15 protein-coding genes are annotated in these 14,885 nt (G+C 60.6%); 7 read left to right on the top strand and 8 right to left on the bottom strand.

The window, feature by feature from the left end:
* Positions 1-21 precede the first annotated feature (21 nt).
* The 5 genes from RBB29_RS21230 to RBB29_RS21210 all read right to left on the bottom strand — a co-directional run bounded on the left by RBB29_RS21230 (position 22) and on the right by RBB29_RS21210 (position 5,873).
* Positions 22-1,161 (bottom strand): ring-hydroxylating oxygenase subunit alpha, encoded by a 1,140-nt coding sequence (locus RBB29_RS21230; RefSeq protein WP_306116799.1) that lies wholly within the window; start codon positions 1,159-1,161, stop codon positions 22-24.
* 90 nt (positions 1,162-1,251) lie between these two features.
* Entirely contained in the window at positions 1,252-2,283 is a 1,032-nt protein-coding gene (locus RBB29_RS21225; RefSeq protein WP_306116800.1) for a GlxA family transcriptional regulator, read from the bottom strand.
* Positions 2,284-2,322: 39 nt separating this feature from the next.
* Positions 2,323-3,360: an ACP S-malonyltransferase gene (locus RBB29_RS21220; protein ID WP_306116801.1), complete on the bottom strand. Its 1,038-nt coding sequence runs from the start codon at positions 3,358-3,360 to the stop codon at positions 2,323-2,325.
* Complete coding sequence (locus RBB29_RS21215) at positions 3,357-5,540, bottom strand: thiamine pyrophosphate-dependent enzyme (protein WP_306116802.1); 2,184 nt, start codon at positions 5,538-5,540, stop codon at positions 3,357-3,359. Before RBB29_RS21215 ends, RBB29_RS21220 begins: the two co-directional genes overlap by 4 nt.
* Before the next feature lie 84 nt (positions 5,541-5,624).
* Positions 5,625-5,873 carry an accessory factor UbiK family protein gene (locus RBB29_RS21210; protein ID WP_306116803.1) on the bottom strand — a complete coding sequence of 83 codons (249 nt, stop codon included), beginning with the start codon at positions 5,871-5,873 and terminating at the stop codon, positions 5,625-5,627.
* 120 nt (positions 5,874-5,993) lie between these two features.
* Between RBB29_RS21210 and lgt the strand changes: the two genes are divergently transcribed.
* From lgt to RBB29_RS21185, 5 genes are all read left to right on the top strand, one after another.
* Positions 5,994-6,884, top strand: coding sequence for a prolipoprotein diacylglyceryl transferase (gene lgt / locus RBB29_RS21205; protein WP_306116804.1), 891 nt, complete (start codon positions 5,994-5,996; stop codon positions 6,882-6,884).
* Positions 6,881-7,942: a class I SAM-dependent methyltransferase gene (locus tag RBB29_RS21200; RefSeq protein ID WP_306116805.1), complete on the top strand. Its 1,062-nt coding sequence runs from the start codon at positions 6,881-6,883 to the stop codon at positions 7,940-7,942. The genes lgt and RBB29_RS21200 overlap by 4 nt, the downstream gene beginning before the upstream one ends.
* The gene (gene pgeF, locus RBB29_RS21195; RefSeq protein ID WP_306116806.1) at positions 7,939-8,694 is read left to right on the top strand and encodes a peptidoglycan editing factor PgeF; all 756 of its coding nucleotides are present in this window, start codon (positions 7,939-7,941) and stop codon (positions 8,692-8,694) included. The genes RBB29_RS21200 and pgeF overlap by 4 nt, the downstream gene beginning before the upstream one ends.
* Positions 8,695-8,963: 269 nt before the next feature.
* Positions 8,964-9,101: a hypothetical protein gene (locus RBB29_RS21190; RefSeq protein WP_306116807.1), complete on the top strand. Its 138-nt coding sequence runs from the start codon at positions 8,964-8,966 to the stop codon at positions 9,099-9,101.
* Between the two features lie 316 nt (positions 9,102-9,417).
* A complete protein-coding gene (locus RBB29_RS21185) occupies positions 9,418-10,212 on the top strand; it encodes a Hint domain-containing protein (protein WP_306116808.1) in 795 nt (264 codons plus the stop codon).
* Here RBB29_RS21185 and RBB29_RS21180 read toward each other — a convergent pair.
* The gene (locus RBB29_RS21180; protein ID WP_306116809.1) at positions 10,209-10,709 is read right to left on the bottom strand and encodes an Lrp/AsnC family transcriptional regulator; all 501 of its coding nucleotides are present in this window, start codon (positions 10,707-10,709) and stop codon (positions 10,209-10,211) included. The two genes, RBB29_RS21185 and RBB29_RS21180, sit on opposite strands and share 4 nt — an antisense overlap.
* A gap of 346 nt (positions 10,710-11,055) precedes the next feature.
* Here RBB29_RS21180 and RBB29_RS21175 point away from each other — a divergent pair, with 346 nt between their 5' ends.
* Positions 11,056-11,853: a VWA domain-containing protein gene (locus tag RBB29_RS21175; protein ID WP_306116810.1), complete on the top strand. Its 798-nt coding sequence runs from the start codon at positions 11,056-11,058 to the stop codon at positions 11,851-11,853.
* 76 nt (positions 11,854-11,929) lie between these two features.
* On the opposite strand, the gene RBB29_RS21170 is transcribed toward RBB29_RS21175, so the two are convergent.
* The gene (locus RBB29_RS21170) at positions 11,930-12,241 is read right to left on the bottom strand and encodes a hypothetical protein (protein ID WP_306116811.1); all 312 of its coding nucleotides are present in this window, start codon (positions 12,239-12,241) and stop codon (positions 11,930-11,932) included.
* 201 nt (positions 12,242-12,442) lie between these two features.
* On the opposite strand from RBB29_RS21170, the gene trxB reads away from it, so the two are divergent.
* On the top strand, positions 12,443-13,387 hold the full coding sequence (trxB, locus tag RBB29_RS21165) for a thioredoxin-disulfide reductase (RefSeq protein WP_306116812.1): 945 nt from the start codon (positions 12,443-12,445) through the stop codon (positions 13,385-13,387).
* A gap of 448 nt (positions 13,388-13,835) precedes the next feature.
* Here trxB and RBB29_RS21160 read toward each other — a convergent pair whose 3' ends face one another.
* Positions 13,836-14,873: an extracellular solute-binding protein gene (locus tag RBB29_RS21160; protein WP_306116813.1), complete on the bottom strand. Its 1,038-nt coding sequence runs from the start codon at positions 14,871-14,873 to the stop codon at positions 13,836-13,838.
* Positions 14,874-14,885: the final 12 nt, after the last annotated feature.

Raw genomic sequence — 14,885 nt, 5'->3', positions numbered from 1 at the left:
CGGCGCGGCGGGGCAGACCCATCACGAGGTCACCTTCGCATAGGCGTCGAGCACCAGCCCGTGGAAATGATGCACCGCATGCTCGGACTTGCCCGACCCCGACGGATCATTCACGATCCGCCCCTGTTGAAACGCCGGTGTGCTCATCCCCCGCTGCACACTTTCGACCAACCCGATATCCTCGACCTGCAACACTTCATCCAGGTACCGGATCGCATCCAGTTCCATCGCATCAGGCTCCGGTGTTTCCAGAAAGAAATCATAGGTCTCCAACGTCCGGTCCGGCCCGACCGGAATGATGTTCAGCACGATCATCGACGACCGCCCCGGATACCGCATCAGGCAGGTCGTCGGCCAAAGCCACCAGACCGCATGGGTCCGCACCGTCGCATTCGACACGTCATAAGCCGAATTCGCCCCCGTCCCCGCGTCCGCCATGTGGCTGGAATAGATGCCATAGGTCGTGACCTTGTAGGTATCCATATCCACCAAGTCGCAGAAATCTTTGTGCGCGGTCGGGCAATGGTAGCATTCCAGAAAATTATCGACGACATTCTTCCAGTTCGACTTGATGTCATAGGTCAGCCGATGACCGAAGGTCAGTTGGTCAATATCCGGCGCCCAATGACGGATCTCGGTCTCCAGGTTGCCCGACACCTCACGCAACGGTGTCGCCTCGGGATCAAGATTGACATAGATAAACCCCGCGAACTCCTCGACCTGCACCTGATCGAGACAGATTTCCCGCGTATCGAAATTCTCCAGGTGCTCGGTCTCCGGCGCGCGCACCAGTTGCCCGTCAAGTTTGTACACCCAAGCGTGGTAAGGGCACATGATGCGGGTGGTGTTGCCCTCACCGGACAAAAGGTGATGCGCCCGGTGCTTGCAGACGTTGAAAAAGGCGCGCAGCACTCCATCGCGGTCCCGCACCACCGCCACCGGATGACCCGCCACATCCACGGTGACGAACGACCCCGGCGCACGCAACTTTTCCACGTGACAAACCCATTGCCAGGATTTCGCAAGAATGGCTTGGGTATCCGCGGCAAACCATTCGTCGCGGGTATAGGCATCCGCATGCAGAGATTGCGAATTGCCTTCATCGGCGGAATACCCGCGCGCGATGGCGGCGAATTGTGATGTGGATGGCAGTTGCGTCACGCTGGCTCTCCCCGATGCTGACCTGACTGACCATGATGATCGAAGATCAAGGCGGTACCCGTCTGTGCGCAATTCGCCGTTATTTTATCCTTAATCGCCACTCACAACATCTTCGGACCGGCGATACATCGGCCAGGCGCGGAATTCGAACGGCACACGCCCCTCGATCCGGTCATGGCTGGGCGACATGCCAAACCGCGCTTTGTAGGCGCGGCTGAAATGCACTTGGCTGGCAAAGCCGGCCGCAAGGGCCGCCTGCGCCAGCGGCAGTTCAGTCTGCGTCACCAACCCGCGCGCCCGGTCAAGACGAATGTCGCGATAATAAAGCTGCGGGCTGGTTTTGACGGTTTGCTGGAACAGCCGGGTCAATTGCCGCTGCGAGATATCGACCAGCGCACATATCTCCGGGATCGGGATTGGATGCTCAAGATGGGCCTCCATGATCTCGATTGCGCGCCGCACTTTTGCGGGCGCAGTATTCCCCAAAGGCTCCAGATGTGCATCGGTCTGATGGGTGCCCGGCCCGCGCACTGCGCTGTGGAAAAGATATTTCGCGCAATCGTTGGTGAGCGCATCGCCCACCAGGTCGCGCAGCAGGAACAAGGCATAATCCGCCGAGGCACTGCCGCCGCAACACGTTCCCACCGTCGTCTCATGCACGAACACATCCTCGGTCACCTCCACATCTCCGAACCGCTCACCCAGCGCGTCAATATGCTCGTAGTGAACCGTCGCCCGCCTTCCCTGCAACAACCCGGCTTCGGCCAGGATGAACGCCGCCGTGTCGATGCCGCCGACATAGCTGCCCGCGCGGGACATCCGCCGGATCACCGAGAGAAGCGCAGGGCTGGCAAAGGCCTCCGGGGTCCAGCTACTGGTCACGATCACCATGTCGGGGCGCCTGTCGCGCACGGCGGCGATTGGTTCCACCTCGACCGCAATGCCATTGCTTGCCCGGCACAAGCCCCCCTCTTCCGAAACCATCCGCCAAGTAAAATGCGTCCGCCCCGCGAGGTAATTGGCCGCCCGGAAGGGATCGAGGAAAGCCATCGTTCCCGCCATGTTGAAATGCGGGGTCACGAGGATCAGAAGGTCAACAGGATCAGAAGAAGGGCGGCGCATGCGGCCAATCTTGCACAAGATCCGGCGAATAAGAAAGGGTCAGCTGGTCACCAACGCCCGCTGCGCATCCAGCCCCATCGACAAAAGCACCGGCGCGGCGTCCTGCGCCGCCTTGAAATCGGATTTTGTTCCGAGGCCGCGCCAGTCGTTCAACAACAGGCTTTGCGCAACCGCCCCGCCCAAGGTGCCGCCGGGCCCCAGCACGATAAAGACATCCGGCATGAATTCCCGCGCGGCCACGCGGATCGCGGCGGTGAAATCATAGGGTTCGACCACCTGGTGGCCGAGCGTGTAATCGCGCAGGGCAGTACTGTCCGAACTGCGCGGATGCCAGATCGCCCCGCGCCCGTCGATCAGCGGCAGGTTGGGATCGCCAAACATGCCCGCATCCAACGCTGCACGCCCCTGGGCCGCGACCGGCACCTGCAGCGCGCTGTGGAACCCGGCATGGCCCGGCAGGCGCATCGGGAACCGGCCCTGCACAACCGGCATTTCCGCCTCGAACGCGGCCAGGCCTTGGGCATTCCCGGCCAGCACCAGCATCCCGCCCAGGTCAATCGACAGGCCAAGGACATGACCGGGCCGCATGTCGATCTCCGCCATCTTTGTCTCAACTCTCGCGCGCGCACCGGGGATAACCTGCCAATTTTCATCGACAAAGGGATAGATGAGCTGCCCGCCGATCATGTGCTCATGCATCAGCGTGCCCATCGTATTGACCAGCTTGAACCCGTCGAGCGGCGCCAGCGCCCCGGCGCAGGTCAGCGCGATGTACCAGCCCATGGAATTACCCGTCACCGCCAGAATGTCGAACCGATCCCGGTCAATTGACAGGAAATCCGCATAGGCACAGGCATGGATCAACCCGCTCGCATTGTCGCCACGGGTATGGCGCGCGCCGGAAAATCTTTCGGCACCGTCAAGAGCGGAAATCGCCTCCTGACCCTGCGCGGCACGATAGTCATCGAAGCTCGCCATGAGATCCCCCCGCGCCCCGTGATGGCGGGCAAGATACCCAAGCTCGTCCCGGTTATACGTCCCCCGCCCAGGGGCCACGACGACAGCGGTCTGTTTCATGCCGCCCCCCACAATCTGCGGGCCGCCTCGGCAATCGACGCGCGCGATGGCATTGTGGCGGCATAGGCCGGACCGGTCGCGATGAAACTGTCAAAAGCCGCGATGCGGGCATGGGGCAGGTCGGTATTTTCCTGCAGGAACGCCATCAACGCCTCGGACTGGCTGCCCGTTGTGCGGCATTCATCGACGATGAGAACCTTTTCGGCCCCCTCAAGCGCGGCAAGGATACCCTCAGCCGGCAAGGGCGCCAGCCAGCGCATGTCGATGATCCGGGTGCCGATCCCGTCGGGCCTCAGGTCCGCTGCGGCCTGGGCCGAAAGGTACCGGCCGTTGCCATAGGTCAGGATCGCGAGAGGACCCTCCCCCTCAACGCCCACCTCGCCCAGAGCGATACGCCGGTCCGGTGACGGATAACGCCCCATCCAGCCGCCATCCTTTTCAGCTATCAGATCGCGCATCGGATATAGCGCAATCGGCTCGACCATCACGACCACCCGTTGTTCCTCCCGCGCAAGGCGCACGCATTCGCGCAGCATCATCGCCGCGTCATCCCCGCGCGACGGACAGGCCACGATCAGCCCCGGAATATCGCGCAGGACCGCCAGCGAGTTGTCATTATGGAAATGCCCGCCAAACCCTTTCTGATAGCCCAAGCCCGCAATGCGGATCACCATCGGGTTGGTGAATTGCCCGGTCGAGAAAAACGGCAGCGTCGCCGCCTCGCCGCGCAACTGATCCTCGGCATTGTGCAGATAGGCGAGGAACTGGATTTCCGGCATCGGGACAAACCCGTTATGCGCCATGCCGATCGCGAGACCCAGAATGGATTGCTCATCGAGAAGCGTGTCGATCATCCGATCCGGGCCGAACCGGTCGATCAGTTTCTGCGTGACGCCGTAAACACCGCCCTTGCGGCCCACATCTTCGCCCATCATGGCGATCTCAGGGTGCTCCAGCATCAAGTCGGTCAGCGCCCAGTTCAAAAGCCGCGACATCGGCTGCGGGCTGTCCATCTGCTTGAAATCCGCCCCGAACGCGGCCTGCCTGGCGGCCTCGGACGGGCCATTGGTCGGCGCGCAATCGCGTTTCGGCGGGATGATCGAGGCCATGACCTGCTCCGCGCTTTGCAGGCGCGGGCGCGTGATCACTTCGGCGGCGACACGGGCACACTGTTCTTCAGCCTCCTGGTAGATTGCCAGAACCTCTTCGGCGTTCAGCACGTTCTTTTCGATCAGAAGCCGCGCGGAATGAAGCAGCGGATCATCGGCTTCCCACCCTTCAAACACCTCCCGATTGAGGTAGGCCTGCTGCAAATCCGATCCCGCATGACCGTAAAGCCGCACCAGCGACAAATGCAGGAACGCCGGTTTGCGGCGATGGCGCACATAGGCCGCCGCCTCCTGCGCGACGCGGTAGGTGTCATAGAGGTTCAAACCGTCAGCATGGAAATATTTCAACCCCGGTCGGGCCGCGAAATTCGCCTTGACCCAGCCGCCCGGGGTGCGGACGGAAATGCCGATGCCATTATCCTCGCAGACGAACAAAAGCGGCAGGGGGATCGACTGATAGGACGTCCAACAGGCGGTGTTGATCGCGCCCTGCGCCGTGGAATGGTTCGAGGAGGCATCGCCAAAGGAACACATCACCAGCCCATCGTCCGCCAGCATCGCATGTTCCGGTCGGTGACGTTTTGCCATGCCGATGGAATAGGCCGCACCGACGGATTTGGGCAGGTGGCTGGCGATGGTCGAGGTCTGCGGCGGGATGTTGAGCGCCCTGGAGCCCAGCACCTTGTGCCGCCCGCCACTGATCGGATCGTCCATCGAGGTCGCAAAGCTCAGGAGCATGTCCCAGGCGGGCGTTGTGCCCGGCACTTGTGCCGAGCGCATCGTCTGAAACGCGCCGTCCCGGTAATGCAGAAACGCCATATCCGTGGGCCGGAGCGCGGCGGCGACGGCGGCCATGCCCTCGTGGCCGGATGAGCCGATGGTATAATATCCCTGCCCTTCCGCCTGCATCTTGCGCGAGCGGCGATCGAGATTGCGGTTCAGGCATTGCGCCCGGAAAACGGCGACAGCATCCGTGGCGGTCAGCGGACCGGATGGCCCGGACCCTTCGGGCAATGCGCCCGACGCAACCGCGTTCCGAAACGCCTTGTCGACGATATCCGCCCGATCCATCGCTCTTCCCCCGCAGGAACACACCTGCGCCAAGCAGTAGCCTCAGATTTTCGGGAACGGAAGTGGTAACGGAAAATGCGGCGCTTAGCCCTTGGCGTCGCCTTCGAGCGCATCAAGCCGTGCCTTGAGCGCCTCGTTCTCCTCGCGGGCTTTCTGCGCCATCGCGCGGACCGCGTCAAACTCCTCGCGGGTGACGAAATCGCGATCCGCCAGCCAGCGGTCGATCATCGACTTCATCGCGGTTTCGGCCTCGTCCTTGGCGCCCTGCGCGACACCCATCGCGTTGGTCATCAGTTTCGAGATGTCATCGAGCACTTTATTACGGGTCTGCATGGCGGCCTCCGGCAAAAACTGTTGAGCCTTATATGGGGCCAATGCGGCCGCTTCACAAGGTCGGTATCGTCGCAGAGTTCGCCGTTGACTTCCCCCCGCGCGCATCACAAACAGGCATCCATGCAGGCCATGATCCCCTTCCCCGATATCGCGCCCGAGATCTTCAGCATCTCGCTTTTTGGCATGGAATTTGCGCTGCGCTGGTATGCGCTTTCCTATATCGTGGGCATCCTGATCGGTTGGCGGATGGTGGTCGCGACCGTCAAGCGCCCGAAACTCTGGCCCGGCGACAAGGCGGCAATGGGTGTACAGGATGTCGAGGACCTGCTGACCTGGGTCATCCTTGGCGTGATCCTGGGCGGGCGGCTTGGCTTCGTCCTTTTCTATCAGCCCGCCTATTACCTGCAAAACCCGGCGGAGATCCTGCAAGTCTGGCAAGGTGGCATGTCCTTCCACGGGGGCCTGATCGGCGTCATCATCGCCTGTTTCGGCTTTGCCTGGCGGCGCGGCATCCGCGGGTTTTCCGTGGCTGATATCCTCTGCATGGCGACGCCGGTTGGGCTTCTGCTGGGGCGGATCGCGAATTTCATCAATGCCGAACTTTGGGGACGGCCCACATCGCTGCCCTGGGGCGTGGCCTTTCCCGGCGCCGCGGCGCAGGATTGCCCAGGCGTCGAGGGCATCTGCGCCCGCCACCCGTCACAGCTCTACGAGGCGCTGCTTGAGGGGCTGGTGCTGGGCCTCGTCCTGCTCATTATGGTCTACAAGCGCGGTGCGTTGAAAAATGTGGGCCGGGTCACAGGTGTGTTTTTCCTCGGCTACGGCCTCTCGCGCTTCGTGGTGGAATTCGCGCGCCAAGCCGATGCGCAGTTCATCACCCCCGACAATCCGCTCGGCTACGTGGTGCAATTCGGCCCCGCGGGTCTCAGCATGGGGCAGCTTCTTTCGCTTCCGATGATTGCCTTTGGCCTCCTGATGATTGCCCTGTCACGACGGCGCACGGCCAAATGACCGATCTGCGCGCGCACCTGATCCGGCGGATCACGGCGGGCGGACCGATCAGCGTGGCCGAGTACATGGCCGAATGCCTCACCCATCCCGATATGGGATACTACGCCACGCGCGATCCGCTCGGAACAGCGGGTGATTTCATCACCGCGCCGGAAATCAGCCAGATGTTCGGCGAGTTGATCGGATTGAGCCTCGCGCAAAGCTGGCTCGATCAGGGCGCGCCAAGCCCTTTTGTCCTGGCCGAGGCAGGGCCGGGGCGCGGCACGCTGATGGCCGATATCCTGCGCGCCACACGCTCCGTGCCGGGGTTTCACGACGGGCTCGACCTGCACCTGATCGAAATTTCCGAACCTTTGAAGGCAATCCAGCAGAACACGATTGGCCGCGATGACATCACCTGGCACGACAGCGTTGCCTCCCTGCCCGACTTGCCGCTCTTTCTGATCGCCAACGAGTTCTTCGATGCGCTGCCCATCCGGCAGTTTCAACGGGACGGCGATGGTTGGCGCGAACGGCAGATCGGGGTTCAGGAGGGCATGCTCACATTCGGCTTGGCCGGCCCCGTTGTCCCCGGTGGGCTCGACCATCGGCTGGATGATACGAAACCCGGCGATCTGGTGGAGTTCTGCGCCGCGGGTCAGCACGCTGCGCAGCAGATAGGACAGCGGATCGCGGACCATGGCGGCGCAGCCCTGATCGTTGATTACGGCGACTGGCGGTCACTGGGGGACACGTTTCAAGCGTTGGAAAACCACGCGGCGGTCGATCCGCTTACCCGTCCCGGCGTCGCCGACCTGACCGCCCATGTGGATTTCGAAACTCTGGCCAACGCCACGCCCTCGCGCTTTAGCCGCCTGACCCCCCAAGGTGTCTTCCTCGAGCGCCTCGGCATCACCGCGCGGGCGCAGGCACTGGCGAAAAACCTCTCTGGCGAGGCGCTGCAAAACCATATCGCTGCACATCGGCGCTTGACCCACAGCGCGGAAATGGGGACGCTGTTCAAGGTACTTGCCTTTTATCCCGACGGGGCCGCGCCCCCACCCGGACTGGACCCATGACACTTGAAATCCTGACCGCCGATGCACTGGCCCCGCTGCGCCACGGGTTCTTCACCCGCAAGGGTGGCGCGTCGTCGGGTGTGTTCGACGGGCTGAATTGCGGGCTGGGATCATCCGATCAGGCCGAAGTGGTGCAGATCAACCGCGCCCGCGTGGCCGAAGCGATGCAGGTGCCGCCCGATCATCTGGTCACCGTGCACCAGGTGCATTCACCCGATGTCGAAATCTTGCACGGTCCTTTGAACACGTCCCCAAAGGCCGATGCGATGGTCACCGATACGCCAGGGGTGGCCCTCGCGATCCTGACCGCCGATTGTCAGCCTGTGCTGTTCGCCGATGCCGAGGCGGGCGTGATCGGGGCGGCTCATGCCGGTTGGCGCGGCGCATTGGACGGCGTGCTTGAGGCCACGCTGGACGCGATGACTGATCTGGGGGCCGCGCGCGACAGGATCAGTGCCGTTATCGGTCCATCGATCAGCCAGGGCGCCTATGAGGTCGGTCCGGAATTCATCGACGCCTTCCTCGATCAGGACCCGGATAACAGCCGGTTTTTCGCCAACGGCACCGGCGACCGGTACCAGTTCGACCTTACGGGCTATGGCGTTCATCGCCTGCGTGCCGCGGGGGTCGGCCACGCGGAATGGACGCGTCATTGCACCTACTCCGATCCTGACCGCTTTTTCAGCTATCGCCGCGCCACCCACGCGAAAGAGGCGGATTACGGTCGCCTGATCTCGACCATCCGTTTATGAATTGGGCAAGACCGCGGCACCATGGCGGAAAGTTCTGCCCGATTTGGCGGCCAAAAGCGGTAAACTTACCAAAATCTCAGATTTTTCCGCCTTCTTTTTAAAGACTTACCTAACGTAACTCTGAAATTCACATTTCCCCAACTCGCGTTCAGAACTTTTTTCCAATTTTAGTCAAATCGTCAAAACATGGCCGCAAATCGAGGCCATACATGATCTCGAGAAAACAAATGTGGTCAGGAACGGCCCGGTCAGAGCAGAGGAAAGAAGAGATGAAAAAGCGTTGGATGAACTCGGTTATCAAAAGCAGCAAGACAGAAGCGACGGCCCTGCCGTTTCATCGCTCGGTGCGTCTTGCCCGCAAGAAGGCCCAGCCCATCACGCTTGCACGGGAATTAAAGACCGCCTGAAGGGGGCGGCCTTTAACGAAGGGTTCATTAGTGCTTTTCGTATCAGTATTCTAGGGTGGATCGTCTCGGCAACGGGGCGATCCATTTGCATCCGGCAGGCGCGTTGTTCGGCAATTGTGGCCATCGCAGCGAAAAGATGGAAACAAATCACCACACGCCCGTCGGATTGGTTAAATTTCAGATACAAAATCGTCAAAAACTTGACTGAATTTAGGCAATTTTGTCATGTTTGGTGTGTACGAGTAACTCAAGACAGTCCTTCTGTCGTTGTCGGTGGGGGCCGACGCGGTTGTGACGCCAGTAAAAGGTAAACAACATGACCATGCCCCCGTTCCCCCGCCCCTTCATGCCCTCGCAATCGGATGCCGTCCGTCCGGTCGCCAGACCGCTCCACGATGTGGACCCAGAGGCACGCAAATCGCTGGTCATGCGCAAGTTCCGGGTTTCGAGCCTGACGCGCGGCGGCGACATCTATGAAACCGATCAGATCGGCCCCGCCACGCCACTTTTCGAGGCGGCGTTTTCCGCCTTCGCCCACGGGACGCTTATCAAGACCGACGAGGGGCAGGTTGCGGTCGAGGACCTGCAGCCGGGAACCAACATACTGACAACCGAATACGGTGCCTTGCCGCTTCTCTGGATCGGGTCGATGACGTTGATGCCGCGGGAAGACGACGGCACACAGCCGCCTGTTCAACTGACCCGTATCATGGCCGACAGCTTTGGCCCCGCGCGTCCCGCACAAGACCTCATGGCCGGACCAGGCGCGCGCCTTCTGACCCGCCGAACCGAGATACACGATATCGTCGGCACCGAGCAGGTCCTTTCCCCGGCTCGCGACATGGTCGATGGCGTCCACGTCATCAACATCGCCCCACCCCGGCCCGTGACGGTCTATCACCTGTGCCTGCAACGTCATGCGACGATCACCGCCGCAGGCCTTTCGGCAGAGACGTTTCACCCCGGACCGGGGTTCGAACGCGCCCTTGGCCCCAACATGCTGTCACTTTTCCTGTCATTCTTCCCGCATATTCACGTGCCGTCCGATTTCGGACCGCTGGCATATCCGCGCGCCTCTGCCAATGGGGTCAGTGAGCTGGAGGCGGGTTAGGCAGACTGGCTGAGCCGAGCTTCGAGCACATCGAACGGCACCCCGGGCTCATCCTTGGCGCCGCGGATCACAAGCGACGTCTTGACGCTGCCGACGTTTTCCGCCGCGGTCAGTTCCTCGGTCAGAAACCGTTGAAAGGTCGACAGGTCGGGTGCGACGCATTTCAGGATGAAATCAACCTCGCCGTTGAGCATGTGACACTCGCGCACCAAGGGCCAGCCATTGCAAAGCGCCTCGAACGCCGTCAGGTCCGCCTCGGCCTGGCTTTGCAGGCCGACCATGGCATAGACCTGCACCTCGAAGCCCAGTTCCCGCGCGTCAACATCGGCGTGGTAACCGCGGATATAGCCCTGTTCCTCCAAGGTACGCACCCGGCGGAGACAGGGCGGCGCAGAAATGCCTACACGGCTTGCAAGCTCGACATTCGTCATCCGGCCATCCGCCTGCAATTCGGCAAGAATCCTGCGATCAATCTCGTCGAGCCGGCTGTTTGCCATGCGATTTCTCTCCCGCGTCAACTTGGCGAAAGTTATATCAGCACCGGGGGTATGCGCAATATTGTTTCACAGCCCGGCAATAAAATTCTGATGCCAGAGACGACTGTCGCAAACGCGGAAATTCACTGTTTTAGGCCGCAAAAATCACGATTTTAGATCATTTTTAGTTAGAAATACGGCCAATTTGTGGTAACGTTTTCGTGCGTGAGAGCTTATGTGCCTGATTTTTCGGGATTTTTGTATTCGTCTTTTGCGTGTGTTTCTGGCGTATGCGTCCAAAGATTCGGTTCGGTTCTTTCCTCGTGCGTCGGATTATTTGAAACTATATTACGCACTGGAGGGTAATATGAAAAATAGACTGATGGGAGCCGCTGCGGCTGCTGCCTTCTCTGTATCGTCGTTCTTTGGGTCGATCGCACATGCGGCAAATATCGATCTCGCGTTCATCATGGATGCATCGGGAAGCGTCGGTTCGGGTAACTTCAACACGGCGATGGACTCGCTTGCAGACGCTCTGGCAGCAAGCATTCCCGTTGGCGGCACGGACACATACCGCATCGGTGTTGTCACGTTCTCCAACAATGCGAAGCTGACAACCCTGAAGACGATCTCGAACCAGGCGGACCTGGACACGGTGGTTGCCGACATCAAGGCAGAGTCGTTCATCGGATCGACAACCAACTACAAAGCGGCGTTTGATCTGGTTCGCACCTCGTTTGGAGCACTCGGCGCATCAAGCATCGTTAACATGATGACTGACGGCGAGCCTTGCTGCCTCAGCAGCTCCAACTCGGATGCTGTAAGTGCGCGGAATGCCCTGAAAGGCGCAGGCTGGGATTCGCTGAGCTTCGAGTCGGTGACAAGTGGCGCAGACAATGCGTTCCTGTCGCGACTGGGCTTCGACACTGCAGGTGACGGCGCAACCATCATTGACGACGCCGGCGATATCACCGACCCGCTGAACGACGCCTTCGTTCTGAAAGTCGCAAGCTTTGGCGATGCGTATGACCAGGCGATCACGACCAAGGTCCAGAAGATCGTGACGCCAGGTGTCGTCCCGCTTCCGACAGCTCTTCCGCTGCTCGGTGGTGGTATCCTGATCATGGGCTTCATCGGCCGCCGCCGCAAGGCTGCTGCTGCCTGATCCGGCAAACATAAGAAACAGAAAATGCCGGCGAATTCGCCGGCATTTTTTTGTTCAATCCGAGCGTTTCGAGGCGCTATTCAGCACCATCGTTGGCCAACAGAACCAGCTGCTCCGCTTCATTCACCCAGATTGCCAACGCGTTCCTGACACTCTCTTTCGGAAGTTTGTCATGCGCATCCGGCGCCTCCAGTGGGATAAACGCCGCATCGGTCCAGACCCAGGCCCCGCAGGGTTTCCGCTCGGCACAGATCGCACGGCCTTCATTTGCAAGATGATCCTCGCTGAGACCATCGGGGCAAAGAAGCATCGACACCATGCCGTTTGTTCCCTTGCCTTCGCAAACCGGCGTGTAATCCTCCTGCGCCATCGCGGGAACGGCAGCCATCAAGACACCGACCGGCGTCAACAGAGATAAACCCTTTAACATAAGATACACCTTTTCAATCAATTCGACCCCGGGAGTTTAGCAGAGTTTGCCAAACAGTTAACAATAAATCACTCCCCGGGCTGATGTTGTCGTGAAGGGGTTTTGCAGGCGGTGTGCGCAGGCTATATCCGGTCAGACTGCAATGCCGGAGATTCTTTCATGTCAGAGACGCGCCACACCAAAGCACTCATCATCGGCTCCGGCCCCGCGGGTTATACCGCCGGTGTCTACGCATCCCGCGCCATGTTGGAGCCCATTCTGGTGCAAGGGATCGAACCGGGCGGGCAGTTGACTACCACAACCGAGGTCGAGAACTGGCCCGGCGACACGGAGGTGCAGGGTCCAGACCTGATGGTGCGGATGGAGGCCCACGCCAAGGCGATGGGCTGCGAGATCATCGGCGATATCATCTCGGACCTTGATCTGTCGAAACGCCCCTTCACCGCAAAGGGGGACAGCGGCACGATCTACACCGCCGATGCGGTCATTCTGGCCACGGGGGCACGGGCCAAGTGGCTCGGTATGGACAGTGAAGAGGCGTTCAAGGGGTTCGGCGTCAGCGCCTGCGCCACCTGCGACGGGTTCTTCTATCGCGGCGAAGAAATCGTCGTTGTCGGCGGCGGCAACACGGCGGTCGAAGAGGCGCTGTTCCTGACCAATTTCGCCTCCAAGGTCACGTTGATCCACCGCCGGGACGAGCTGCGCGCCGAAAAGATCCTGCAGGAACGGCTGTTGAAACATCCCAAGATCGAGCCGCTTTGGTTCCACGAGCTCGAAGAAGTGCTGGGGGACGACAACCCCAAAGGTGTCACCGGCGTGCGGGTGCGCAACAACCAGACAGACGAAGTGTCCGAGATCGCATGCAAGGGCGTCTTTATCGCCATCGGCCACGCCCCCGCGACCGAACTGGTGAAAGACACGTTGGAGCTGCACAATGGCGGTTATGTCAAGGTGCAGGCGGGCAGCACCCGCACGTCGGTGCCGGGCGTCTTTGCCGCAGGTGACCTGACTGACCACATCTACCGCCAGGCCGTGACCAGCGCCGGCATGGGTTGCATGGCCGCACTGGACGCCGAGAAGTTCCTGGCCGAGCAGGAAGGTTAAAACTTCGGACGCCAACATCCGCTTCGAGCCCGAAGGAAACCAGGACAGTTTTGCTTCGCGGTCGCAGTACGAAATTCGCCGCGGCCGCATCCTGTTCAGCGCCGCAGCGCGATGCCGACAGCAGCCATTCAAGCGCGCCTCTGGGCGTAACTTATTCTCGAACTTTCGGGTTTTGGACAGAATCCAACAACCAGCAAACTGAAGCGTCAGCACGGTGCGGAGGTCTGGACGCGGCGGAAGGGTTGGACGGCAAGTTAAGCGGAGAGCCCCGCACTCCGGAGCGGCGAGGATGCGATCTGATCAAAGTCGAGCGGGTGTCGGTGACCCAGAGTAAAACCAGGCGGCCAGTTCAATGCCGCCTGGCCGAAAACACAAGGGATACGCTCTTCGCTGGGACTAAAGCAAAAAGACCCGCCTGCTGTCGCGGGCGGGTCCGATTTTTGAGTGATTACTTTTTGAGGTTTGTCCAGATCGTGTCGTAGACGGACTGGGTTTCCTGATCGCAGACTTCGATGAAGACACCGGCGCCGGCATCGGCAGGCGGGTTGGCTTCGGGCAGTGACGCAAGAGCCGGATCAAGGTGATCCGCGACACCGTTCACGCCGGCGCCGTAGCGTGCATAGTTCGACACCGCCGCGATGTTTTCGGGTTCCAGCAGGAAGTCCATGAACTTCAGGGCATTGTCGCGATTGGGCGCGTTCTTGAGCAGAACGACATTGTCCATCCAGACAATGTATCCCTGTGTCGGGAAGGCGTATTCGACATTCGCGCCTTCCTCGCGGGCCTTGGCTCCAAAGCCATCATAGATCTGACCCACGGCGGCATCGCCTGACACCAGAACCTCCTTGGCGGTATCCGAGTTGAAAGAGACCCAGTGGCCCTTGGCGTCTTGCAACATCGCGTTCAGCGCCTTGAGCTGTTCGCGGTCTGTCGAACATTGCGGAATGCCCATGTGAAGCGAGGCCATGGCCAGAACTTCACCCTGGCTGTCGAGCATGTTGATCTTGCCGGAAAGCTCTGAGGGCGGGTTGAACAGGATATCCGTGGTGTTGATATCGCCATCATAAACGTCCCGGTTCACCGAGAAACTGGTCGAGCCCCACTGATAGGGGATCGAATGCTGGCGCCCGGGATCAAAGCTGGGGTCCGCCCATTCCGGGGCGATGTTACCTTTGTTTGCCAGTTCGCCATCGGCAACCGTGTCCAAGAGACCCTGTTGCGCCATGATCGAGACCATGTAATCACCGGGAACAGCGACGTCATAGGTGCCGATCGCGCCCGCCTTGAGCGACGCCAGGAGCGCCTCATTGGAATCGTAGGTGTCCATCACGACTTCGACGCCGTGCTCCTCAGAAAACTTGTCCAAAAGCTCTTGCGGGATGTATTCGAACCAGTGATAGATCACCAACTTACCCTCGGCGCTTGCAGCATTCGCAGCCAGCGCCAGCGCCATCGCAGTCGCGGTCGTTTTCAGAAGTGTTTTCATTTCAGTCTCCCT

Source organism: Roseovarius sp. MMSF_3359 (assembly GCF_030733385.1).
Lineage (GTDB): Bacteria > Pseudomonadota > Alphaproteobacteria > Rhodobacterales > Rhodobacteraceae > Roseovarius.
This window is presented reverse-complemented; position numbering and strand designations above follow the sequence as displayed.